Below are 21,608 nucleotides of genomic sequence, written 5' to 3'. Positions count from 1 at the left end.
GCGATTTGGTGGTCGCGCTGGTAGCGCGGCCACTTCGCGGTCACTCCCATTCCCCGAAAATGACGGGGTTCACGGCCCGGAGTTCCCGTATCCGCCTCCGAGACGGTCGTAGTTCTCGTTGAGGACGTTCACCGTCGCGAGGAACGCGCCGAGGATCACGGGACCGAAGAACAGCCCCATAATGCCGAAGGCGTAGATGCCGCCGAGAACGCCGAGGATGATCACGGCGGGACTGATTTCGGCGAACTGATCGACGACGATCGGCCGCAGGTAGTCGTCGGCGATGCCGACGACGATCGCGCTGTAGATCGCGAGTGCCAGCGCGAGGATCGGCTCGCCGATCGCGAGCAGGTAGAGGGATGCGGGAACCCACACCACCGGTGCGCCGATCAGCGGCACCAGCGAGAGGATGACCATGATGAACGTCCAGAACGCGGCGTTTGGAATCCCGGTCGCGAACAGCCCGAGCCCTGCGATAACGCCTTCGATAATGGCGATCAACACGTGTCCGGCCAACACCGCCCACATGACCTCCTTTAGCTCGCCGTAGAGGTCGTTCTGGACGTCGTCCGGCAACGGGGTCATCTCCGTGAGCCACGCCATGAGCGCGTCGCCTTCCTTGAGCAGGTAGTAGAGCAAGAAGAGCATAAGCCCGAGGCCGATCAGGGCGTGTGTGAGCGCGCTGAACCACGCCGTCGTCTGCTCGAGAAGCATCGTCCCGATCTGTTCGGCCGAACCGGCCAGCTGTTCGGTAATGTCGATGTCGATCCCCGTTTCCTCCTCGATTTGGTCCTCGATTTCGGCCAACTGAAGCGTTTCGGGGTCGATATCCTGCAGAATGTTGGCGACATCGTCGGCGATCGCCACCGCGACGACGACGAACGGGACGATGAAGCCGACGATCGCCAGGAGCACGAGCGCCAATGCGGCGATCGTCGACGAGACGTAGTTCTCGAGTCGCTCCTGAAGGGGATAGAGGACGAACGCGATGAGAACGGCGCCGAGAACGTACTGTAAGAACGGTGTGACGAGTTGCCACGAGAGATACGCCAGAATGAGAACGAGCGTCAGGAGATACCCTCTACTGAGGTTCACGGCGTTCGTTTCCACGCAGTACGGCATAAAACCGGGCCAGACATGTTCAGCGTGACGACTGTCGTGAGGATTCGCCACACGACTTCAAGGGTCTGGTTCGCCAATCTAGAAACGAATGTCGACCCAGCTCGATCCCCTCTCACTCTCGGCCGATCTGTTGTACGCGGTCAAGACCGAGGGCGATACCGACTGGTTGCGAGAACACCTCGCGACGCTCGAGCGTTCCAAACTAGCGCGTGCACTGTCGAGTCGCGAGGGGAAACTGTCCTTCTGGCTCAACTGCTACAACGCCTACGCCCAGTTGCTGCTCGAGGCGGAGCCGACGTTGCTCGACGGCGGGCACCTCCAGCGCTGGAAGTTCGTCTCCCGAGACCGGATCCCGGTCGGCGGCGTCTGGTTGAGCCTCAACGATATCGAACATGGACTGCTTCGCCGTTCGAAACACTCCTGGGGATTCGGTTATCTGCCCCGTCTGATCCCCTCGGCGTTCGAACGGGAGTTCCGACTCCCCGAGTGCGATCCGCGGATTCACTTCGCCGTGAGCCACGGCGCCGACCACTGTCCGCCGGTCACGGTCTACTCGCCGACCGACGTCGACGCGGAACTGGACATCGCCGTCGAGTGGTTTCTCGAGGAGAACGTGATGTACGATCCGGAGGCCGACGTGGCCACGATCCCGCGCCTCTTCCGCCGATATCGGGGTGACTTCGGCGGGAAACGCGGTATCGTCGCGTTCCTCCGGCAGTACAACGCGATTCCAGACGGGACTCGACCGTCCCTCGAGTACGAGTCGGCAAACCGGGAGGCGGAGTTCGATTTCGACGTCGAGCTAGACGATTTCCGGCCGTAGTGCGGCACCGTCGCGAGTTGTGCGACGGGCGGTGGTTCGGTCAGTACGGATCGTCGCGCCTGCTCGTCACGCGAGTCGGCGCCGTCGTCACTCGTTTCGATCCACGAGACGCGCCGTCGGCGCGCTGCGCATCACGCCCCGAACGGCGCGTCTGGCGTTCGACCGCGAGGCGTATCCCTCGCCGCCGTCCGCCACGATATTCCCGTTCCAGTGGACCAGCCGCCAGCGCCACTGGCCGGCCCGATCCTCGTAGACCTCGAACCGGCTGGTTCGCTCGCCGCGTTTCTCGTCCGGCGCGTGTGCCGCCTCCGATTCCGCGTCCGGCTCGGTCGGGTCCTCCGAATCGTCTCCAGTGTCCGGCCCGTCCTCGAGCGCGTCCGCTCGACGCACCTCGGGTTCGACTCGCGGCTCGTCATCGTCCCCTTGGTCTCGGCCGGTAACCGCGTCCGGCGGTATCGTCGCCGTCGCCGTCGCCGGGTCGGTCTCTGGCTCGCTGACGTCCGTTTGCGTCCCCCGTCGGCCATCGGTGACGACGCCGGGTGGGTCGTCGCGCTCCGCTTCGAACGCCAGACTCGAGCCGTCCGGATCGTCCCACTCGAGTTCGAGTTCCAGTTCGGTGACCGGCGGGTCAGCGTCGGTCTCGCGTTCGGCTTCGATCGCCGCGACGATCCGGGACGGAATCGATATCGTCGCCGTCCGCTCTCCGTCGGCTATCCGCAGGGGTCGGTCGTCGGCCAGTGCAGTCGCGAGCGTATCGAAGACGGCGGCGAGCTCGTCGCGGTCGTACGCGCGCTCGAGTTCGAACTCGGATACGGAATCGGATTCGGTACCGGCTTCGGAGTCGGAGTCAGTCGGAGAGTCGACCATACGGTGACTCCGACGGCCAGCGAGTTAGTTCACCGGTCACACTGCAGCGTCCGTATCGCCTTCGGGCCAGCCGGTGTGTTTTTGTCGCCGCGCTGTCTTCGCTCGCTCGTGACTTCCCGCCATTGGCAGGCCGACCGACAAGCCGTCTTCGACAGAGACGAGCGGACGTGCGGCCACTGCGATACCGCCGGCGATATCGATACGACCGTCACCGCCACCGCGACCCCGTCCCCGACCGAGTCGACGCTTCACCCCTACCCCATCGGCGACGTCCCGCTCGAGGGAACGGTCCACGAAAGCGCCCTCGTGACCGTCTGTACCCCGTGTTTCGAGACGTTACAAACGCCGTCCGACGCGTCGACCGCGACGCTCGAGACGGTCGACTCCGGCGAGGAACTGTTTCGACTCGTCCGCGAAACCACCCGCATTCAGGGCGGTGCGCTCTCCGACATCGCGTCGTTCGCCTCGGCCGCGACGTCGCTGCCGTCGACGCTCGCCGACGCGGGCTCCGAATCGGAACCAGCGACGGCCGCTGCATCGAGTGACGCGGCCGCGGACTACCGCCGGACGCGCCGCGACGTTTTGCTCGCGATCGACGCCGTCGACGCCCACCTCGAGCGGCTCTCGACGGTCGAGGACGGGGCGTTCGACGCCGACGTTCGCTCGGCGCTCGCGTCGTTTACCGAGACGGCGACGCAGCTCCAATCGACGCTCCGCGACGTCGTTTCCCGCTGTGAAACCGTCGCCACGGTACTCGAACGGTGTCACGGCTGTTTCGACTCGCTCGAGGGTGCGTCGTGTTCGACCTGCGGACTCGAGGCTCGCGAGACGGCCGACTGGCAGCGAGACGACGCCAGCCCGGCGTTCGATCGGCTCTTTTCGTCGATCAACGACACCCTGCAGTCCGCGTCGACGACGACGGAGGCGCTGACCGGGCGAGCGAGAACGCTTGCGGAGCGGCTCACCGCCGTCTGAATCCGTCGGATCCCTCGCTCGAAAAGTGTCGAAAAGTGTCGAAAAGTGGGTAGCGAGTTTCCCGCGTTACTCGAGGCAGGAAGCGTCGCGGAAAAGCGTTCAGGGTACGTTACAGGTCGACGACGGCCTCGAGTGCGATGTCGATCGCGCGGCCGACGTTGTTCTTGGCCTTGTCCGGCAGTTCGTCGTCCTCGGTGTCGGTCCCCTTCTGGGTTCCTTCGACGAGGTTGCCGTCGACGGTACAGATCGCGCCGGCGCGAAGCCCCTTCCGGCGGGCCAGCGAAAAGACGGCGGCGGCTTCCATCTCGACCGAGAGGAGGCCGGCAGCCTCCCAGTCTTCGACGGCGGCGTCCGATTCGGCGTAGTAGGCGTCGTCGGAAGCGATGGGGCCGACGTGGACTTCTTCGTCGTTCGCTTCGGCCGAATCAACCAGCGCCGAGAGGACGCCGTAGTCCGGAACGGCGGGGTACTCGACGGCCTCGTAGCGTTTCGAGGTCCCCTCGTTTTTCGCGGCCCCCGTCGCGACGATCATGTCCCCGATCTCGATATCGGACTGGAGCGCGCCGGTCGTCCCGACGCGGATGAACGTCTCGACGCCGACGTTCGCCAGTTCCTCGACGGCGATGGCCGCCGACGGACAGCCGATACCGGTCGAACAGATCGTCAGCTCCCGGCCCTCGTAGGTCGCGTTGACGACCTTGTACTCGCGGTTCTCGGCGACGGTCTCGGCCTCGTCACAGTGGCTGGCGATGCGGTCGACACGACCCGGGTCGCCCGGGATAAGGACTCGATCGGTCAGATCGCCGTCGTCTACCAGCAGGTGTGGCTGCGTTGCCATACCTCTCGATTCTGGCGGCGGTGAGAAAAAAGATTCGAGGACGAGTCCCGGGCGTCCATCGATTGGCGGTGCCGATCCGCGGTCGCCCCCGTCGTCCTGCTCACCCCCTCACCGCCATGTCGTGTGTCGTTCTCGGCTGGAACACGGTCGCCATCCCGCTGTGGCAACCGGTTTAGCGTCCAGGCGTCGGTACGCCGTCTCGTCGACTCGTCGCGTGATCGAGTAATCGATCTCCGTCAGGGCTCCGGACACACCTCCACTCGGTCGGGTTTGACTACGACTGAGACGTCTTCGACCGCGAACTCGACGGTCCCTGCTTCCCGGCTGCTGGTGTTCGTATCCGCAAAGAGGGAATCGAGTGCGTCCGGATCGATATAGTCGTAGAGACGCAGATCAGTTGTTGCAACGTCTTCGCCGTGATACTGCGCCAGTGCTGTTGCAGCGGCGATACTCGGCGGTTCCTCCGCGCTCCGCTCGTACTGGATGCGATGTTTTAGTTCACACCCATGGGACTCGCTTATCCTTCCTTCCGTCATGTCTCTCTCTCTGTCACGTTTCCGTGACCGTCTATTCGAGTGGGCAACGTTGTTGCCCATATAACTACCGTCAGACAACATCCGGTGAGAACCGCCGGACTGCAATCGAATTCGACGGCGAGCAACCGCCATAAATAGATGGTGGTCACGATCGGTCGCTGAGAAACCGCTCGAGGTCGGCCGCCGTCGGCGCGCTGCGTGCCCCGTCCCGACTCGCGGTGAGGGCCCCACAGGCGTTTGCGTACTCGAGCGTCCGTTCGATATCCTCTCCCTCGAGTCTGGTTGCGATAAAGCCCGCCGCGAACGCGTCACCTGCACCGGCCGTATCGACGGGATCGATGTCGAACCCGGGGTGGGTGTAGGTTCCCTCCGGCGTCCGAACCGCCGCGCCGTCGCTGCCGGAGGTCACGACGACGATCCGGTCGTCCAGTTGCGAGTCGACGGCGTCGTCGGCCAGCGCCGCGGCCTCGCGCTGCGTGACGAAGAGGATGTCCGCCGCCGGGAGCGTGTCGCCGTACTCGCGGTCGCCGAACCGCCGTCCGGGATCGAAACTGACGGTGACGCCGGCCTCGTGTGCGATCCGCGCGATGGCCGCGGCGGTCTCGGGACGTTGACTCGTCAGGTGGACGTGATCCGCCGATCGGATGCGAGCGGGCACGAGGTCCGCCGGACGGACAGCCTCGTTGACGCCGTCGTTGCCGAGTATCGACACGTCGCCGGCGTCGTCGACGAGCAGGTACTTGACGGCCGTGTCGGCTCCGTCGACCACCTGCAGACCGGACAGCGAGACGCCCGCTTCCTCGAGTTCGCGCCCGGCGAGGAGGCCGTTGTCGTCGTCGCCGACGCTGCCGATCAGGCCGGTTTCGACTTCGAGACCCGCGAGCGCGGCGGCGACGTTCGCGGCGCTCCCGCCGCCGGACTGCCGTTGGGAGCGGATCGTCGCCTCACCGTCGGCTTCAGGGAGTCGGTCGACGCGGAGCGTCACGTCCCAGTTGACGTGGCCGGCGGTGAGTACGGTCGGAACCATTCAATGGTACGGAAAGACGGGGCCGTCGGAAAAAAAGCTAGGTGACGAGAAAGAGCAACACGTTGTGCGTTCCCGGGCCGAGACCGACCGCGGCGACCAGTGCGAGGATCGTCCGCGCCTGCTGTGGGCGGTCCTCGACGTACTCTTTGAACAGACCGAGAATAAACAGCGCGAGAACGATCTTGACGAGCACGAAGAGCCAGCCGGCACCGATGTACTCCTCTGTCGGCAGCGCCTCGCCGGCCTCGAGAATCAACCGCGAAAGGGGAACCTCCTCGGTGGCGCCGAGGACGTCGTAGCCGATGGCCGTCGAGACGCCGTCCAGGGCGTGACCGAAGACGACGAGCGTCCCGGTGGCACCCGTCGTCGCGGCGACGTCCGTAAACCAGAGGCTCAGTGCGATCCAGGCGACTGCAGTGGCGATACCGGCGACGACGACGGCGATGACCGGCCAGAACGGTTCGAACGTCCCTTGGGCCCAGCCGCTGTTGAGGGCGATCATCGCGAACACGGCGAAAAAGCCGGTGCCGGAGATCCCGACGAACCGAGATATCGACGGTTGTAACCCGCCTGCGTACAGGAAAATCGCGATGATCCAGGCGAGCCCTGCGACGATCGCCGTCACCAGATAGACGGTCGGCGACGCAAACAGTATCTCGACGCGCTCGGGGTACGCCTCGATCCGATGTAAGACGTGCAAGGCCGACCCGAACATCATCCACGGTGCAAACGCCAGGACCGTTCGATCGGTCACTGGCGGCTCGAGCGCCCACAGCAGCGCGAGTACCCCTGCCAGTATTACGAGCACTGGACCAAGGAGATACCACGGCGGAAGCACGAACCCCTCGGGTAATACCATATCTGTCGTGATACACACCAGCGACTAACACTTTCCGATTACCAACTATTCGATCGATCGAAATATCCGGCCGATCTGGGACGCCGGACGACCGTCTTGGCCGTTTCGTCGGCTTCGTATCGACATGGACGAGCGCCTCGACGTCAGGGTTCCCACGGCTCGCCGGTCGATTCGCCGAACAGCTCTCGCATCAGCGTCACGACACTCTCCGGCGGAAACTGACCGCGTTCGGTGACGATTGCGTCGACGTACCGCGGTGGCGTGACGTCGAACGCCGGGTTTTCTACGGTGAGCCCCTCGCCGGCCTGTTCGTCGCCGATAGCCGCCCGTTCGTTGTCGGTGAGCACCTCGAGTTCGTCGCGCATCTCGATCTCGACGGTGTGACCCGTCATCGTGTCGGGGTGGAGCTTGATCGTCTGGGCGGCGACCATCACCGGCACGCCGCGCTCGCGGGCGTTGACCGCCAGCCCGCTGGTGCCGATCTTGTTGATCACGCTGCCGTCGGCCGCGATGCTGTCGGCACCGACCAGCACGTGGTCCGCCCGATCGAGGTACCGACGCGCCGCGTTGTCCACGATGAGTGTCACCGGCACACCCAACTCGCGCAACCGTCCGGCCGTAATGTAGCCTTGCTTTCTGGGTCTGGTTTCCTTGACGATCGCCTCGAGTTCCTTCCCGTCCTCGAGAGCAGCCTCGAGACACGAGAGCGCGTCGGTCGAGTGGCAGTGAGTCATCACGACGTCGCCGTCGCGCAGTCGATTCGAGCCGACCTCGCCGAGTTTCGACTGGGCCTGGGTCAGATCGTGCTGAAACTCCTCGGCACGGGCGATGATCGACGCGCGCAGTTCCGAGACGGTTTCGCCCGACATTCCCCGGAGAACGTACCGGAGCGCGTTCGGGAGACTCACCGCCGTCGGTCGGGTCTCGTAGAGCGTTTTCGCCGCCGCACGTAGCTGCTGTCGGAACGCCGACGGACTGTCGACATCCGACTGCGCCGCCTGGCGTGCAAGCGCCTCGGCGGCCGCGTCGGCGATGGTCGCCGCACCCCGAATCTCCATCTCGGCGATGTCGTCGGCGGTCGCCGCGACGGCCGGATCGACGGCGGGCAGACTCTCGTCCATGCGAACCAGTTCCATTGCAGTAGCCAAAAGTGATCGGGCGGGTTTTTGAGCGTCGGGCGACTCTGACCTCGTATGGACCGCAGTGAACTCGCCCCGCTGATCGATCACACCGTTCTCGGCCCCGAGACGTCGCTCGCCGATATCAGACAGGTTCTCGACGACGCCCAGCAGTACGGCATGAACGCCTGTATCCCGCCGTACGCACTCGAGGAGGTGGCCGATTACGCCACCGACGTGACCCTCGCGACGGTCATCGGTTTTCCGCACGGACAGAACACCGCCGACGTGAAGCGTCGAGAGGGGGTGTTGGCCTGGAAAGCCGGCGCGGACGAACTCGACGTCGTGATCAACGTTGGCCGCCTGAAAGCGGGCGAAGACGACGTCGTCAGAGCCGAACTCGCGGAAGTCGTCGCCGCGGTTCCGATTCCGGTAAAGGTGATCATCGAGACCGCGCTGTTGACCGACGAGGAGAAACACCGCGCCTGCGAGGCCGCCGTCGCGGCCGACGCGACGATGGTCAAGACCTCGACCGGCTTCGCCAGCGTTGATCCGTCGGATCAACGAGCGAACGGCGAAGCCGTGAGCGGCGGCGCGACGATCGACGACGTCCAACTCATGAGCGGGTATCTCCCCGTCAAAGCGAGCGGCGGCGTCGGCAGCTACGACGACGCCATCGCCATGCTCGAGGCCGGAGCCGAACGGATCGGGGCCTCGAGTGGCGCGGCGATTCTCGAGGGCGCACCGGAGTAGTCCGGAAGCGACGTCCGTAGACGAACCCGTTCCGAGGCTCCCATCCACGACGCCCCGTTCCGAGGCCTACCTGTCGCCGATAATCCGATCGATCAGCTCGCTGTCGTCGCTGCCCAGCGCCGATCGCACGAGCAGGTGGCCCCCCAGAACCGACGGGCTGATCACCGTATCCGCGCCGGCGCGCTCGAGTTTTTCGGTGTTCTCGCGATCGGTCGCGGCGGCGACGATGCGGCTCTCGGGGGCGAGCTGGTGGGCGGTGAGGATCGTGAGCGCGTCTTCGGCGTCGTGATTCGTCGCGACCAGAATCGCGCTCGCGCGCTCGATCTTTGCTCGTCGGAGCGGCTCTTTGTCGCTCGGATCGGCGGTGATCACCGGAATCTCTCGATCGGAGAGCGCTGGTGCCACGTCCCGGTTGTTCGTCACGACGACGAACTCCTGATTGCTGGCCGCGAGTTCGTCGACGATCGGTTCCGTCAGTTCGCCGTAGCCGAGGACGAGGATGTGGTCCTCGAGGAGTTCGAGCTGTGAGTCGGTCATCTTTCCGAGTGTTTTCGTAATTCGTGCCTGGATCGCCGGACCGACCAGCGCCCCGATGGCGATACCGAAACTGGCCACGCCGAGGACGAGGACGGACATCGTAAACAGCAACGCTTCGGTCGACTCCGCATCCGGCGTGATGTCGCCGTAGCCGACCGTACTCGAGGTGATCAGCGTGAAGTAGAAGGCGTCGAGGATGCTGTCGATGCCTTCGAAGTGGTCCCGAAGGGCGTAGCCGCCGATGGTCCCGTATAGCTGCACGCCGAGCAACGCCGATCCGGCCGCCATCTGCGTCGTGCTGAGCTCGAGCGACTTTGTGAATCGCTTTCGACTGATCAGGAGGACCGGCATCGCCACGAGCGAGACGACGATCAGCGGCAGCGAGTACTGGCTCGCCTGAAGGAGCCCCTGGGCCGCGGTCAGCGGAAGGAGCAGAAATGTCGCCCACCAGCCGACGCGGAGTCCGCGGCGCAGTGCGAGTGCGCTGCCGACCATCATAAACCCCGTCAGCGCGCCCGTGAAGCCGGCCGCGTCCTGGACGGCGTCGGGGAGGAACGGTGCGAGCGGACCGTAGACGACGTCGGTGCCGATGTTGACGATGGCCGTCGCGACCGAGAGCAGGGCGACGATCAGCGCGAGCGCGACGGCTGCCCGGGTCGAGAGAATCCGTCGCCAGTTGTCGGGCAACCGTTCTTGCCACGCTCGGACCTCAGCCATACCCACCGGTCCGCGACCGCGTTAGTTAATGGCTCCGTCTTCGGACGATTTCGTCACCGTTCCAGAAACGTCTCGAGCACGTCCTCGCCGTCGGCGTCCAGCGACTCGTCGAATTTTGGACCGCGCTCGGGAGGGCCGAGATATTCCCGACGGCCCAGTGTGCGGCCGTCGAGCGGTCGGGTCGAGTCGGAGAGCACCATACTCGTGCGGTCGAATTGTCGTACCAGTGACTCACGAAGGCTCCGATAGCTTCCGGCTGATCGCGCCGATAGGACCGCTCGGTCGGTCGCTCGGTCGCCGGTGTCGGTACGCCTTTATCGCTCCCGGACCTCCCGCCCACAATGACGCTTCCGGTCGAAGTTCTGCTCGGTCTCTATCTCGGTCTGCTGACCGGCATCGTGCCCGCGTTCGTCGCCGGTTCGCTGGGCTTTCTCGTCCGGTACTTTACCGGCGTCACGCTGCCCGGCTTCGGTGTCGTCGTCCTCGCGCTCTCGATCGCGAGCGTACAGGGCGGGCTCTTGGGCCTCGTCGAACCTGATATCGCCCAGTCGCCCCGGCTACTGGTCGCCGTCCTCGTCGTCCTCATGCTCGCTCTCTACGCACACAACCAGGGCGACAAACTCGGTGCCGAACTCCCGCGTCGGCTCTCGCTCACTTCGATCCGCCAGCGCACGCTCTCGGCCGACGTCGTCGAACTCGTCGGAACAATGGGGCAGGTCACGGTACGGCCCACCGGAGAAATCCGGGATATGGAGGGGTATCCGCCGTTGTCACCGGATCTTCGCCAATCGCTCAAGGGCGGCTCGTGGAAACTGCCCGCCGACCTCCCGCTCTCGGAACTCGAGGTCCGCCTCGAGGAACGGCTGCGGACGGACCACGACCTCGCCGACGTCGACGTGACGATCGACGAACGGGCGCGTGCGACGATCGTCGCCGCGCCCCCGTCGGGCGGCCTCTCGAAACGCGTTCCGGAGGGCCAACGCGCCGTCTCGATCGCGACGCTGGTCCCGACGGGGCTGGCCCGCGGGGACGACGTGACCGTCCGAACGGCGGATCGATCGATCGCGGGAACCGTTCTGTCCGCCCGTACCGAAATCGACGGGGCACGCGCCGAGGCGACGGACGGCGAGACGACCGACGAGGACGGGGACCCGACCGCGAGTCTCGCTGACGGCGGCGAAGCGGAGGCGGATTCGACGCCGTCGGCCAAACCGAGCACGGCGACCGCCGGCGGCGTCGGTCGCGTCACCGTCGCCGTCGCCCGCCGAGACGTCAAGGCCCTGCTCGAGACGGAAACGCCGCGACTCGTCGTTCGGTCGCGCGGGACGAGCCGCGAGTTCGAGGCCTTCACGCTGATCAAGCGAGCCGGCTACGTGGTCCGACGAGTCACCGTCGGCTCGGCCGGAGTGATCGACGACCGCGCAAGTGCGACGGACGTGACGGTTCTCGCGATCCGACGAGCGGGGAGCGAGACCGGTGGCCGTCGCCACGGCTGGGTGTTCGGCCCCGGTATCGAACGCCGTCTCGATGCCGGTGACGAGGTGTTCGTTGCGGGACCGGAGACCCCAACCGAGACGTTCGCGGAGGCGATCGCACGATGACGCGGGCCAGCGAGCGGTCAACAGCGACCACTCGAGGTGACCCGGCGTGATCGACCCCCTCGTCGCACAATCGCTCGCAACCGAAACGCTCCTCGATGCGATCGTTCGAATCCTCGGGTTCGGCTTGCTCGCGGGCGGGACGGCCGCGAGTGCGGCTTTCGTCTACCACTGGTACAGCGCCGACGAAATTCCCGAGGGGATCGCGATCCTTCTTGGCGTTTCGATGGTCGCCATCTGGCTGAACACGAAGACGGCACTGCAGGACGCGATCATCGGCGAGACGCCGTTGCTCGACCCCCAAACCGCCGTCTACACCGTTGCCGCGTTCGTCGCGAGTGCGATCGCCGCCGACGGCGGTCGACGAGTCGGCGAGTACCTCGCTCGAGACGTGTTCTCGATGACGGCTCCGCGAACGATGACCGAGGTCGGCCAACTCGTTCGGTCGGCCGGCCGCGTCGTCACCGTCGAACTCCCGGAGTCGATCGAAGACATCGACGGCTACGATCCCGTCGATTCCGCAACGAAGGAGGAACTCGCGGGGAAGACGCTGCTGTTTCCGCGCCGGCTGACCGTCGACCAGCTCCGCGAGCGGCTGACCGATCGCCTCGAGCGCGACCACGGGATCGGCCACGTCGACGTCGAGTTCGCGGCCGACGGCACGATCGACTATCTCGCGGTCGGCAGCCGGCCGGCCGGCATCGGTCCGACCCTCGCGCCGGGAACCGTCGCCGTGGCGATCCGCGGCGATCCCGCTCCCGACGCCAGTCCGGGCGATGCCGTTCGAATCTGGCGCCGAGAGGACGATTCGCTTCGGCGGGTAACCGGCGGCGAACTCCGCGGCGTCGCCGACGACGTGACGACCGTCGCCGTCGACGCGGGTGACGCACGGGCGCTCGAGCCCGAAGCCGGCCACCGACTCGTAACGCTGCCGCGTAGCCCCGGCGCGGAGCGGGATCTCGTCTCGCTGCTCCGGGCGGCCGACGAGACCGTGACCGCGCTGACCGTCGACGAGGGCAGCCCGCTCGAGGGAATGACGATCGACTCGCTGCCGGTGCTGGTCGTCGCCCTCGAGCGCGGGCGCGGAGCGTCGACGACCGAGACCGACGCGGACACCGAGACCGACGAACCGCTCGCGCTGCCGGACGGTGAGACGCGACTCGAGACGGGTGACGTCGCCTACGTGCTCGGCCGTCCGGAGGCCCTGCGGCGGGTTGCCGAGATGGATCGGGATCGACGTTCGGACTCGGATCCAAAGCCGGAGTCGACACCAACCGCTGATTCCTCTCTCGAGTCGAACCCCGGCCGAAAGTCGGCGTCGGACCCACCGGAACGCACGCGAGAGCGGTAGCTACTTGGCTCCGGCACCGATACCGCCCCGTATGACCACGGAGTGGAAGCTCTTCGCCGACCTCGCCGAACGCGCGGGCGACAAACACATTACCGTCGACGCTACGTCCGGTGATACCGTCGGAGACGCCCTCGAGAAACTCCTCGCCGAGGCACCCGACCTCGAGGAGCGCGTCCTCGACGACGGCGAGTTACGCTCACAGATCAACGTGCTTCGCAACGGAACCAACGTTCTCGTCGAGGAAGAGGGCCTCGAGACCGAACTCGAGGAAGGAGACGAACTGGCGCTGTTCCCGCCGGTCAGCGGCGGATAGCGCGGTTCGAACTCCGAGCCGGGTTCTACTCGACCGACGAAAATCGTCAGGACGGTCAGTACGACGTCAGGTCGACGCCCAGAACGAAATCCGGTTCGTCGGAGATGCCGGCGCCAGCGTAGGGTGCGTCGCTGACGTACTGTGCGGTTTCGGGGATCAGCACGCGCGTCTCGTCGGCACCGCAGTCGGCCGCGTCTCGAGCGATCGCGGCGAACAGCGAGCGCGCGGCGTCGACGTCGTCCCACGCGCCGACGCCGTATTCGGCCCACGTTTCGGTGCTCGATTCGGTCGCGTCGTCTGAGTCGTCGGCGTCGACCTCCCGATCGTACGTTCGCGAGCGGTAAGCAACGCCCGCGAGACCGTCCCGTCCGTGCACCGCAAAGACCGCGCTCTCCTCGGCGAAGCGCTCGAAATCGGCCGGGGTTAGTTCCCTCATCGCCCACGATTCTTCGGGTGCGAGTCCGAGCCCGTTCAGGTGATCGCGCGCGTCGCTGTGGGTCCAGTAGCGCCAGGCCGCCGTCGGATCGCTCGAGACCCGATACGGTCCCTCCGCGTCCGGATCCGGGTTCGGCTCGGCGAAGCGAAACTCGGTGAGCGGTTCGTAGCCGCTCGTGCGCGCGGCGCCGAGTGAGGCCGCGTTCCACGAGAAGATCATGACGCGACCAACGGTCGCGCCCCGTTCGCGGGCCCAGTCGAAGCAGGCCTGGGTCAGCCGGTGGCTCACGCCCTTTCGCCGGTGGTCGGCCGCGACGCGCATTCCCTGAAACCAGGCCTCGTCGTCGGCGACCAGTACTGCCTGGACGATGCCGGCGGCCTCGCCGTCGACCTCGGCGAGGAACGTCTTCCTGTCGGTCTCGTCGTCGTCCTCGAGCCAGTCGTGATAGATTCGAGGGATGTAGTCGCCGCCCCGGTCGGGCCAGATGTCGCCCGTGAAGTCGACGACGGCGTCGTAATCGTCGTGGGTCGCTCGGCGGATCTCGATCGGGGCTTCAGATTCGGAATCGGTGTCAGTGTCGGTGTCGTGTGTCGAAGAATTCATTGAATATCAATCATTGCGGTGAGTCGTCCGTTTCGATTCCGTTACTCCCAGGGAACCGAGCGTTCCTGCAGTTCGCCGGCCAGCGATGTCTGCATCGCTTCCTCGACGCGTTCGCTGTTCGCCAGCGCCCACATCAGCTTGACTTTCGCCGTGCCGGGGAGGGTGTCGCCGGCTTCGATCACGCCGGCCTCGAGCAGGTCGCGGCCGGTGTCGTAGACCCGGTCACAGACCCGGCCCTCGAGACACTGGCTCGTCATGACGACCGTTGTCCCGTCGTCGATCAGCGCTTCGATGCGGGGGATGAGATCGGTGTGAACGTGGCCGAGCCCGGTGCCCTCGATGACGACGCCGGCCGAGCCCTCGACGACGTCGAGGAAGGCGGGATCCATCCCGGGAGTGAACTTCAGGAGTTCGACGTCGTTCTCGAGGCCGTCGGACAGATCGAGATCGACCGCGTCGCGTTCGCGGTAGTCGCCCCGGAACTCGATCTCCTCGGTCTCGTAATCGACTTTGCCCAGCGGTTCCGCGCCGACGGTTTCGAACGCGTCGCGCCGGGAGGTGTGGTTTTTCCGGACTCGAGTGCCACGATGGAGCGCACAGACGTCGTCGTTTTCGGAGGCGTGCATACAGACCAGCACCTCCGCGCAGTCGCTCTTGGCAGCCTCGACCGCCGAGACAGCGTTCATCACGTTGTCCGACGACGGTCGGTCGGCCGAGCGCTGGGAGCCCGTAAAGACGATCGGAACCGGCGTCTCGAGCATGAACGCAAGCGCCGACGCGGAGTACTGCATGGTGTCGGTGCCGTGCATGACGACGACGCCGTCGGCGCCGGCCTCGATCTCGTCGGCGACGGCGCGAGCGAGGTCCTGCCAGATCGGGGGTTCCATGTTCTCCGAGAGGATGTTCGCGACGACTCTCCCTCTGTAGTTCGCGCGGCCCGCCAGGTCGGGTACCGCGCGCAAGACGTCTTCGGCGTCGAACTGCGCCGTCACCGCGCCGGTGCGGTAGTCGACGGTCGACGCGATCGTCCCGCCGGTCGAGATCAGCGAAATCGTCGGCAGGTCGTCGTCGAACTCGATTTCGGAGCCGCTTGTGTCGTCTGCCGCGTCCGTGCCGTCGATCTCGTAGACGTCTTCGGCGAGGAGTTCGACGTCAGCGTCGGCTCTATCGACGCCGACGTTGTAGCCGCCCTCGAGTTTCACGACGAGGTGGTCGTCCGTACTGGAGGGGAGCAACACGCCTTCGTAGGTGCGATCCGCGCGGTCGACGCGAACGCGATCGCCTGGATTCATGGGTGGGCGTTGCGCGGCGGTGGACTTGAAGGCACGCTTTCCGTCCAACTGTCGCTGACATCGAGCGCTCAGGTGAACAACCCGATCAAAACCAGCCCCAGCCCAGTCAGGAGGAGCACCCCCGCGATCATCGCGGTCAGTACCTGTAGTGACGACTCGGCGTCCTCCGGAATGTCGAGTCGCGGGTAGAGATGTCGCGCACCGACCAGCACCCCGATCCCCAGAGCGAGTGCGATCACACCGAACGCGAGCAGTTCGGCGCTCATCGTTCACTGCTACCCGGCCCGGCGTGAAAAAACGGTCCCCTCGCGTCGGATACCGAAAATCGGCGCCCGTACGCGTTTGCCGGCGTCTCGAGGCTCGGAACGGGGCCGACTCCCGCGGCCCGCCAGGGAAAGGTCCATGATGGCCGGCGAGCAACAAGGACGTATGAGCGATCGCTCGGACGAGGTGACCGAGAGCCGCGACACCGACGACCTCCTCGAGGAGACGGAGCAACTGCTCTCGGAGTCGGGCGTCGGGGCCGACGTCGGCGAGTCGCAGCCCTCAGCCGAGACCGGCCGTTCTCGCGAGACGGGGCGAGCGGCGGATCCGGCGACTGCCGATGTCGACGACACCGACGGGGCGTCCGCGGACGCCGCAGGCGACTCGTGGTGGCCCTTGTCCGACGAGACTGCCCGCCCGGGCGAGGACTCGGTTTCCGATCCCGACGCAGCCGACACCTCGGGCACCTCGCGGCTTTCCGGGCTCAAATCGAGGCTCTCGGCCGGCAGCTACTTCTCGCCGAAAGCGTTTCTCGCCCTCGTCCTCGCCGTCGGTGCGGGGTTGCTCGGCGGTGCGACCGTGTTGCCGTTCGGCGGCCGCATGGTCGGAATGTTCGGCGTCGCGTTTCTGATCGGCCTGCTCACGTCCAGACGTCGCTACCTCGAGATGGCGGCGGCCGGCACGTCGGTCGGTGCGTTATCCGCGGTCGTGAGCAACGCGTTTTTCGCGCTCGCTGGCTCGTTTCGGACCGTCGCAGCCGTCGGCGTCACCGTCGGTCTGGTCGCGTGTCTGATCGGGTACTACTTCGGCCGCGACCTGCGCGACGGGCTGGCTCGAGACATCGAGTGAACGCCGTCGCTGGTCGCGTTTTAACTGGCCCTCGCTCTCGCCTGCGTCCCCGGTACAGCTAGCCCGTCGTCAGCTCCCAACCGCGCTCGGTGCGGCGGACGATGCCCTCGTCCGCCATCGACTCGAGCAACTCGGCGACGACCTCGCGGGGGGCATCCACGTCGGTGCTGAGTTCGCCGACGGATTTCGGTTCGGACCGAATGCTCGCAAGCAGGTCGGCGTAAATCCGACTTTCGGGGCCGGTACCGACGCTTTCGGAAATTTGATCGAGGACGTCACAGAGTCGGCCCTGGACCCAGCGCTGGGCCAACGACAGCTCGTTCTCGAGTTGCTCTAAGTCCTCGAGGGAACCCAGTAGCTCGTCGAGTCCGTCCGTGTCGTCCCAGGCGATATCGAGCGTCAGGTGTCGGCAGGTGGTGATATCGAAGCTGCTATTTGCGGGATAGGCGCTCTTGCTCGCGAAGCCGTAGGGAGAGACGTTCACCTCGAGACGGACGTTGCGAGCGATGTGAAAGTACTTCCGCCGTTGATCGTCGACCCGGCTCTCGATCAATCCCGCCTCCTCGAGTTTTCGCAAGTGTTCGATGACCGCTTTGGGACTCACGCCGAGGTAATCCGATATTTCGGTGACATAGCAGGGTTTGCGGGCGAGCAGCCGGAGAATCCGTCTCCGGTTTTCGTTCCCGAGCAAATCCAACAATGCGGCGGAGTCCATCGAGGGATGGTTGGGGGTCGGCGCTGAAAAGCGTGTCTGCTCAGTCCGAACGTCGAATTCAGTCGAGAACAATGCGACCGCGCGTCGGCTGCGTCCGAGTCGTTGGTTGCAGGCGGCTACTGGGTGTCGCTATCTGGGCCGTTACCGGAGCCAGAACCGGGGTTAGAGTCATCGTCGGAACCGTCCCCTGGTGGGCCGTTACCGGAGCCGGAACCGGGGTTAGAGTCATCGTCGGAATCATCTCCTGGTGGGCCATTACCGGATCCAGCACCGGGATTAGAGTCATCGTCGGAACCGTCCCCCGGTGGACCGTTACCGGAGCCAGAACCAGGGTGCGAGCTGTTTCCCGAATCACCGTCCGACGGTCCGTTTGCATTCCCCGGCGGTCCGCTCGCGTGCCCCTGTCCTTGTCCCTGACCGTTACCAGCCGATTGATTCCCGGGGTCGTCCGGTGGTCCACCGGGCGTCCCGTTCCCGCCGGCGAGGCCGCGTGCGAGTTGGGCCACTTCGGACCCGGTGAGATTCGAGGCGTTCGATTGGAGATTGGCGAGTCGCTCGTCGTCGACACCGGTCTCGACGGCTCGCTGCTCGGTTTTATCGAGTTCGGTCTCGAGCGACCGGATCTCGGCACCGAGTTTCGCCAACCGGGCCTGGTACTCACCGGGGTGGAGGTCGTCGCCCGACTCGTTGAGAGCCTCGCGTTCGGCTTCGAGTTCGTCGAGTCGGTTCTCGAGCGTCGCCGTTCGATCGACTACCATGTCGCCTTGCTCGTCGTCCTCGGCAGCGTTGTACTTCGCGTCGAACATTCCGGATTCGACCGCGTTCTCGGTATCGGCTGCACTGGATTGCATGAACGTCGAAACAGTGGTGTTGGTCTCCGAGGCACCGTCACCAGCGTCGTCGGTATCGACAAGCGCGTCTGCGACGGCACCGCTCGCAACGGGAGCGACCGTGAGTCCGACGGTAGTGACCAGCACGAGGAGCACAACCAACCGAGTGGTCGTCATTACTCGTTCCGTAGTAGCGAACATACTAAAAAGAGTGACCTTCGTTCGGACCGTTCAATCGAGACCGAAACCGGCACAGATCGGATCCGAGCGTTCAAGGCGTCCGGAGTCATCGTCGTTTCAATACCGAATCGTCCGAACTCGAGTCCGAATGCGAGTAATCGCGAGCCGAATCGCGTACCGAGCACAGTAGCGAACACTGTCGGATCGGATCCGAAAACACTGGCAACTGTTCGCACGGTTGTTGAACTGTTCACGGTGTGGTTATTTGATGACTAGGCCGCAGAAATAGTGACCGATCGTTTGCTATTATACTGGATCCGTATCGACCTACTGCACTGATTGTCCTCCGGTTTAAATCTATCCGGAAATAGTTATATCTCGCGAGACCATGTGTACAAGTAGCATGTTCGAGGTCTTTTCGCAGAGCTACTATCTCGGACGACTCTACGTGACCCCGACGGACGGGGACCACGCCCTCATGCACAGCGACCAGCACGAACGGATCAACGAGGAAGTGTACGCGACCGGCGACGGCGTCGAACGCCTCGACACGCCGCTGGTAATGAAACTCGAGTCCCGACACTTCCCCGTCCACGGCAACGAGAACGTCCCCACGAACACGCTCGCGCTGCCCGAATCGATGCTGGAGGGGACCGACGTTCGGAACCCGCCCTCCCTCCGTGAAGTGTGGCTCGCCAGACGCGAGCGCGCCAAACAGTTGCTCAGATTCACCTGCCCCGGCGACTGGTCCGACTGGTCCGACTCGGACGACGAACTGCGAAACGCCGGAACCTAGAAGTATTCTCGCTTCGCCCCTTCGACCAGATGCTCGACGAGTTGCTCGGCCGCGCCTCGCTCAAAGAGCGCATCGACGAACTCGAGGAGGAAAACGAGCGACTGCAAAACCGCTACGAAGCCGAATCCGAACGCCGGTCGGAGGCGGCCACGGCCAGACAGGACGCCGAGGAGGAACTGAACCGACTCGAGGACCGTATCGCCCAGCTCGAGGGTGAACTCGAGCGGGTAACCGAAGACGAGACCGGCCTCGAGTTTCGCCGTCGCGAACAGCTTCGCGGCAGCCGACTCGCGGAGGTGTTCGATCGGCTGACGTCGGTTCGGACCGAGCCGGAAGGTGCGCTGACGGCGGTTATCGACGAAGACGACGGCGTCGATACCCTTCAGACGGAGCTTGATGGCGATCTCGAGGGCGTCCTGGATTCCCGAATCGCGCTCGTCGACGATGCTGCTCCCTGCGTGCTGTGTGTCGACGACGCGGGCCTCGTCGCTGCCACGCTCGACCCACCGGCGGTCCCCGACCGCGATGCAACCGAGGCGATCGCCTGGAACGATCGGTTCTCCCTCGAGCGGGAGTGGTTCCTGCCGACCGGTCGGTACGCGCTCGCGCTCGTCCGGACCGATCTGTTCGCACTCGGCGTCTACGAGGGCGACGACCGCGTCGACTACCGCGGCTTCGAGAGCGACGTCAAGGGGAGCCACTCGAAGGGGGGCTTCTCGCAGGCCCGGTTCGAACGCATCCGTGACGATCAGATCGACGACCACCTCGAGCGCTGTGCGGACGCCCTTGCGGACGGTCTCACAACGGATGCGAACGCGGATGAAGACGATACCGATCGCCTGTTCGTCGTCGGCCAGCGCGGCGTCGTCGACACCCTCGTCGAGGAGGCGACCCTCGAGCCGGCCGGCACCGCGGCCGTCGACGCGACTGGCGAGCCGAAATCGGCACTCGAGGACGCCCACCGATCGTTCTGGACGACCGAACTGCGACTTCTCTGATACGGATTGCTGTACCGATGGTCCGGTGCAACCGCCGGCGTATCACGGTTGCACCGACGATGGCCTACAACAGTCCGTACGACGTCCGTCTCGAGGGGTGTGTCGCGGCGAGCGAACGCCCGGCAAACTGCGGAGCGGGCCTGTCAAGCGAACTCGTATCTCATAAATAGGTCGTCCGCAATGATCCGGTATGCGCGTCGCAATTCTCGCTCACGAGATGTTTCCGGGCCGGGCCAAAACCGCACTCGGTGTGCTTCGATACGCCGACTACGAAGCCGTCGGCGTTCTCGACCGCGACAACGCTGGACGGCGGGTCTCTGACTTCGTTCCTGACGTTCAGGACGCACCGATTTACGAATCGATGGCGGATCTCGCGGCCGCAGACGTCGACGCTCTCTTGATCGGTATCGCACCCATCGGCGGCGGCTTCGACGAGAGCTGGCGCGACGACGTCCGAACCGCCCTCGAGTACGGCTGCGACGTCATTTCCGGACTCCATTACTTCCTCGAAGACGACGCGGAGTTCGCTCGACTCGCGGCCGAACACGACTGCGAGTTGCGGGACGTTCGGAAACCGCCGGCAGATCTCACGGTCAGCGACGGCGTCGCCGGCGAGGTCGACGCCGAAATCGTGCTCACCGTCGGCACCGACTGCTCGGTCGGCAAGATGACGACAACGATGGAACTGGCTCGAGCGGCCCGCGACGCGGGCCACGACGCCGTCGTCATCCCGACCGGCCAGACGGGGATCATGATCGAGGGGTGGGGGAACCCGATCGATCGCGTCGTTTCGGACTTCACCGCGGGAGCCGTCGAAGAGATGATCCTCGAGAAGGGCGACGATCACGACTACCTTTTTGTCGAGGGTCAGGGGAGTATCGTCCATCCGGCCTACTCCGCCGTCACCTGCGGCATTCTCCACGGCTCGATGGCGGACACGCTCGTCCTCTGTCACAACGCCGGTCAGGAGGCGATCCACGGCTACGAATCGTTCTCGCTTCCCGCCCTCGAGACGTACGTCGATCTCTACGAAGGACTGGCTGCGCCGGTCGCGGACAGCGAGGTCGTCGCCGGCGCGATAAACACGTCCGGTCTCGACGACGAGGAAGCCGCCCGCGAGGCCGTCGACGAGTACGCCAGCGACCTCGGCGTCCCCGCCACCGACGTCATCCGCTTTGGAACCGACGCGGTCCTCGAGGAGGTGCTCTGAG

Annotated in this window: 24 protein-coding genes; 10 read left to right on the top strand and 14 right to left on the bottom strand. The window is 65.3% G+C overall.

Annotated elements, in window-relative coordinates:
- Positions 1–69: 69 nt before the first annotated feature.
- Positions 70–1,095 (bottom strand): AI-2E family transporter, encoded by a 1,026-nt coding sequence (locus GS429_RS16600; RefSeq protein WP_328821444.1) that lies wholly within the window; start codon positions 1,093–1,095, stop codon positions 70–72.
- 115 nt (positions 1,096–1,210) lie between these two features.
- Between GS429_RS16600 and GS429_RS16595 the strand changes: the two genes are divergently transcribed.
- The gene (locus GS429_RS16595) at positions 1,211–1,945 is read left to right on the top strand and encodes a DUF547 domain-containing protein (protein ID WP_160066453.1); all 735 of its coding nucleotides are present in this window, start codon (positions 1,211–1,213) and stop codon (positions 1,943–1,945) included.
- A gap of 87 nt (positions 1,946–2,032) precedes the next feature.
- On the opposite strand, the gene GS429_RS16590 is transcribed toward GS429_RS16595, so the two are convergent.
- A complete protein-coding gene (locus tag GS429_RS16590) occupies positions 2,033–2,812 on the bottom strand; it encodes an amphi-Trp domain-containing protein (RefSeq protein ID WP_160066452.1) in 780 nt (259 codons plus the stop codon).
- A 108-nt stretch (positions 2,813–2,920) separates the two neighbouring features.
- Between GS429_RS16590 and GS429_RS16585 the strand changes: the two genes are divergently transcribed.
- The gene (locus tag GS429_RS16585) at positions 2,921–3,787 is read left to right on the top strand and encodes an HNH endonuclease (protein WP_328821443.1); all 867 of its coding nucleotides are present in this window, start codon (positions 2,921–2,923) and stop codon (positions 3,785–3,787) included.
- Positions 3,788–3,896: 109 nt separating this feature from the next.
- On the opposite strand, the gene GS429_RS16580 is transcribed toward GS429_RS16585, so the two are convergent.
- The 5 genes from GS429_RS16580 to GS429_RS16560 all read right to left on the bottom strand — a co-directional run bounded on the left by GS429_RS16580 (position 3,897) and on the right by GS429_RS16560 (position 8,168).
- A complete protein-coding gene (locus GS429_RS16580; RefSeq protein WP_160066450.1) occupies positions 3,897–4,625 on the bottom strand; it encodes a guanosine phosphorylase in 729 nt (242 codons plus the stop codon).
- Between the two features lie 236 nt (positions 4,626–4,861).
- Positions 4,862–5,161, bottom strand: coding sequence for a HalOD1 output domain-containing protein (locus GS429_RS16575; protein WP_160066502.1), 300 nt, complete (start codon positions 5,159–5,161; stop codon positions 4,862–4,864).
- Between the two features lie 145 nt (positions 5,162–5,306).
- Positions 5,307–6,188 (bottom strand): ATP-dependent ribose-1-phosphate kinase, encoded by an 882-nt coding sequence (locus GS429_RS16570; protein WP_160066449.1) that lies wholly within the window; start codon positions 6,186–6,188, stop codon positions 5,307–5,309.
- 37 nt (positions 6,189–6,225) lie between these two features.
- Positions 6,226–7,047: a DUF63 family protein gene (locus GS429_RS16565; protein WP_160066448.1), complete on the bottom strand. Its 822-nt coding sequence runs from the start codon at positions 7,045–7,047 to the stop codon at positions 6,226–6,228.
- A gap of 143 nt (positions 7,048–7,190) precedes the next feature.
- Entirely contained in the window at positions 7,191–8,168 is a 978-nt protein-coding gene (locus GS429_RS16560) for a ribose 1,5-bisphosphate isomerase (protein ID WP_160066447.1), read from the bottom strand.
- Between the two features lie 72 nt (positions 8,169–8,240).
- Between GS429_RS16560 and deoC the strand changes: the two genes are divergently transcribed.
- Positions 8,241–8,918 carry a deoxyribose-phosphate aldolase gene (deoC, locus tag GS429_RS16555; RefSeq protein ID WP_160066446.1) on the top strand — a complete coding sequence of 226 codons (678 nt, stop codon included), beginning with the start codon at positions 8,241–8,243 and terminating at the stop codon, positions 8,916–8,918.
- Positions 8,919–8,984: 66 nt separating this feature from the next.
- Here deoC and GS429_RS16550 read toward each other — a convergent pair whose 3' ends face one another.
- Both GS429_RS16550 and GS429_RS16545 read right to left on the bottom strand, forming a co-directional pair.
- Entirely contained in the window at positions 8,985–10,172 is a 1,188-nt protein-coding gene (locus GS429_RS16550; protein ID WP_160066445.1) for an NAD-binding protein, read from the bottom strand.
- 53 nt (positions 10,173–10,225) lie between these two features.
- On the bottom strand, positions 10,226–10,372 hold the full coding sequence (locus tag GS429_RS16545) for a hypothetical protein (RefSeq protein WP_160066444.1): 147 nt from the start codon (positions 10,370–10,372) through the stop codon (positions 10,226–10,228).
- Between the two features lie 141 nt (positions 10,373–10,513).
- Here GS429_RS16545 and GS429_RS16540 point away from each other — a divergent pair, with 141 nt between their 5' ends.
- From GS429_RS16540 to GS429_RS16530, 3 genes are read left to right on the top strand one after another with little or no spacing between them, the layout of a single operon-like run.
- Positions 10,514–11,773, top strand: a complete 1,260-nt coding sequence (locus GS429_RS16540; protein ID WP_160066443.1) for a DUF8167 domain-containing protein — start codon at positions 10,514–10,516, stop codon at positions 11,771–11,773.
- A 46-nt stretch (positions 11,774–11,819) separates the two neighbouring features.
- Positions 11,820–13,121 (top strand): TrkA C-terminal domain-containing protein, encoded by a 1,302-nt coding sequence (locus GS429_RS16535; RefSeq protein ID WP_328821442.1) that lies wholly within the window; start codon positions 11,820–11,822, stop codon positions 13,119–13,121.
- Positions 13,122–13,152: 31 nt separating this feature from the next.
- The gene (locus GS429_RS16530) at positions 13,153–13,434 is read left to right on the top strand and encodes a ubiquitin-like small modifier protein 1 (RefSeq protein WP_160066442.1); all 282 of its coding nucleotides are present in this window, start codon (positions 13,153–13,155) and stop codon (positions 13,432–13,434) included.
- Positions 13,435–13,489: 55 nt separating this feature from the next.
- Here GS429_RS16530 and GS429_RS16525 read toward each other — a convergent pair whose 3' ends face one another.
- The 3 genes from GS429_RS16525 to GS429_RS16515 form a co-directional block, all read right to left on the bottom strand.
- Positions 13,490–14,473 carry a GNAT family N-acetyltransferase gene (locus tag GS429_RS16525; protein ID WP_160066441.1) on the bottom strand — a complete coding sequence of 328 codons (984 nt, stop codon included), beginning with the start codon at positions 14,471–14,473 and terminating at the stop codon, positions 13,490–13,492.
- Between the two features lie 41 nt (positions 14,474–14,514).
- Positions 14,515–15,765, bottom strand: a complete 1,251-nt coding sequence (gene gatD, locus GS429_RS16520) for a Glu-tRNA(Gln) amidotransferase subunit GatD (protein ID WP_160066440.1) — start codon at positions 15,763–15,765, stop codon at positions 14,515–14,517.
- A gap of 68 nt (positions 15,766–15,833) precedes the next feature.
- Positions 15,834–16,031, bottom strand: a complete 198-nt coding sequence (locus tag GS429_RS16515; protein ID WP_160066439.1) for a hypothetical protein — start codon at positions 16,029–16,031, stop codon at positions 15,834–15,836.
- A gap of 163 nt (positions 16,032–16,194) precedes the next feature.
- On the opposite strand from GS429_RS16515, the gene GS429_RS16510 reads away from it, so the two are divergent.
- On the top strand, positions 16,195–16,878 hold the full coding sequence (locus GS429_RS16510) for a DUF456 domain-containing protein (protein ID WP_160066438.1): 684 nt from the start codon (positions 16,195–16,197) through the stop codon (positions 16,876–16,878).
- 58 nt (positions 16,879–16,936) lie between these two features.
- Here GS429_RS16510 and GS429_RS16505 read toward each other — a convergent pair whose 3' ends face one another.
- Together GS429_RS16505 and GS429_RS16500 are read right to left on the bottom strand one after the other, a co-directional pair.
- Positions 16,937–17,593, bottom strand: coding sequence for a metalloregulator ArsR/SmtB family transcription factor (locus GS429_RS16505; protein ID WP_160066437.1), 657 nt, complete (start codon positions 17,591–17,593; stop codon positions 16,937–16,939).
- 116 nt (positions 17,594–17,709) lie between these two features.
- A complete protein-coding gene (locus tag GS429_RS16500; RefSeq protein ID WP_201294041.1) occupies positions 17,710–18,600 on the bottom strand; it encodes an ABC transporter C-terminal domain-containing protein in 891 nt (296 codons plus the stop codon).
- A 406-nt stretch (positions 18,601–19,006) separates the two neighbouring features.
- Here GS429_RS16500 and GS429_RS16495 point away from each other — a divergent pair, with 406 nt between their 5' ends.
- From GS429_RS16495 to GS429_RS16485, 3 genes are all read left to right on the top strand, one after another.
- The gene (locus GS429_RS16495) at positions 19,007–19,399 is read left to right on the top strand and encodes a DUF5802 family protein (RefSeq protein ID WP_160066436.1); all 393 of its coding nucleotides are present in this window, start codon (positions 19,007–19,009) and stop codon (positions 19,397–19,399) included.
- A 29-nt stretch (positions 19,400–19,428) separates the two neighbouring features.
- The gene (locus GS429_RS16490) at positions 19,429–20,397 is read left to right on the top strand and encodes a Vms1/Ankzf1 family peptidyl-tRNA hydrolase (protein ID WP_160066435.1); all 969 of its coding nucleotides are present in this window, start codon (positions 19,429–19,431) and stop codon (positions 20,395–20,397) included.
- A gap of 190 nt (positions 20,398–20,587) precedes the next feature.
- Positions 20,588–21,607, top strand: a complete 1,020-nt coding sequence (locus GS429_RS16485) for an N-acetyltransferase DgcN family protein (protein ID WP_160066434.1) — start codon at positions 20,588–20,590, stop codon at positions 21,605–21,607.
- The last annotated feature ends 1 nt before the right edge of the window (position 21,608 follow it).

Origin of the sequence: Natronorubrum halalkaliphilum (assembly GCF_009834785.1) — an archaeon.
Taxonomy (GTDB): Archaea; Halobacteriota; Halobacteria; order Halobacteriales; family Natrialbaceae; genus Natronorubrum; species Natronorubrum halalkaliphilum.
Note: the sequence above shows the minus strand (reverse complement) of the source record. Positions and strands in the feature narration are given on the sequence as shown.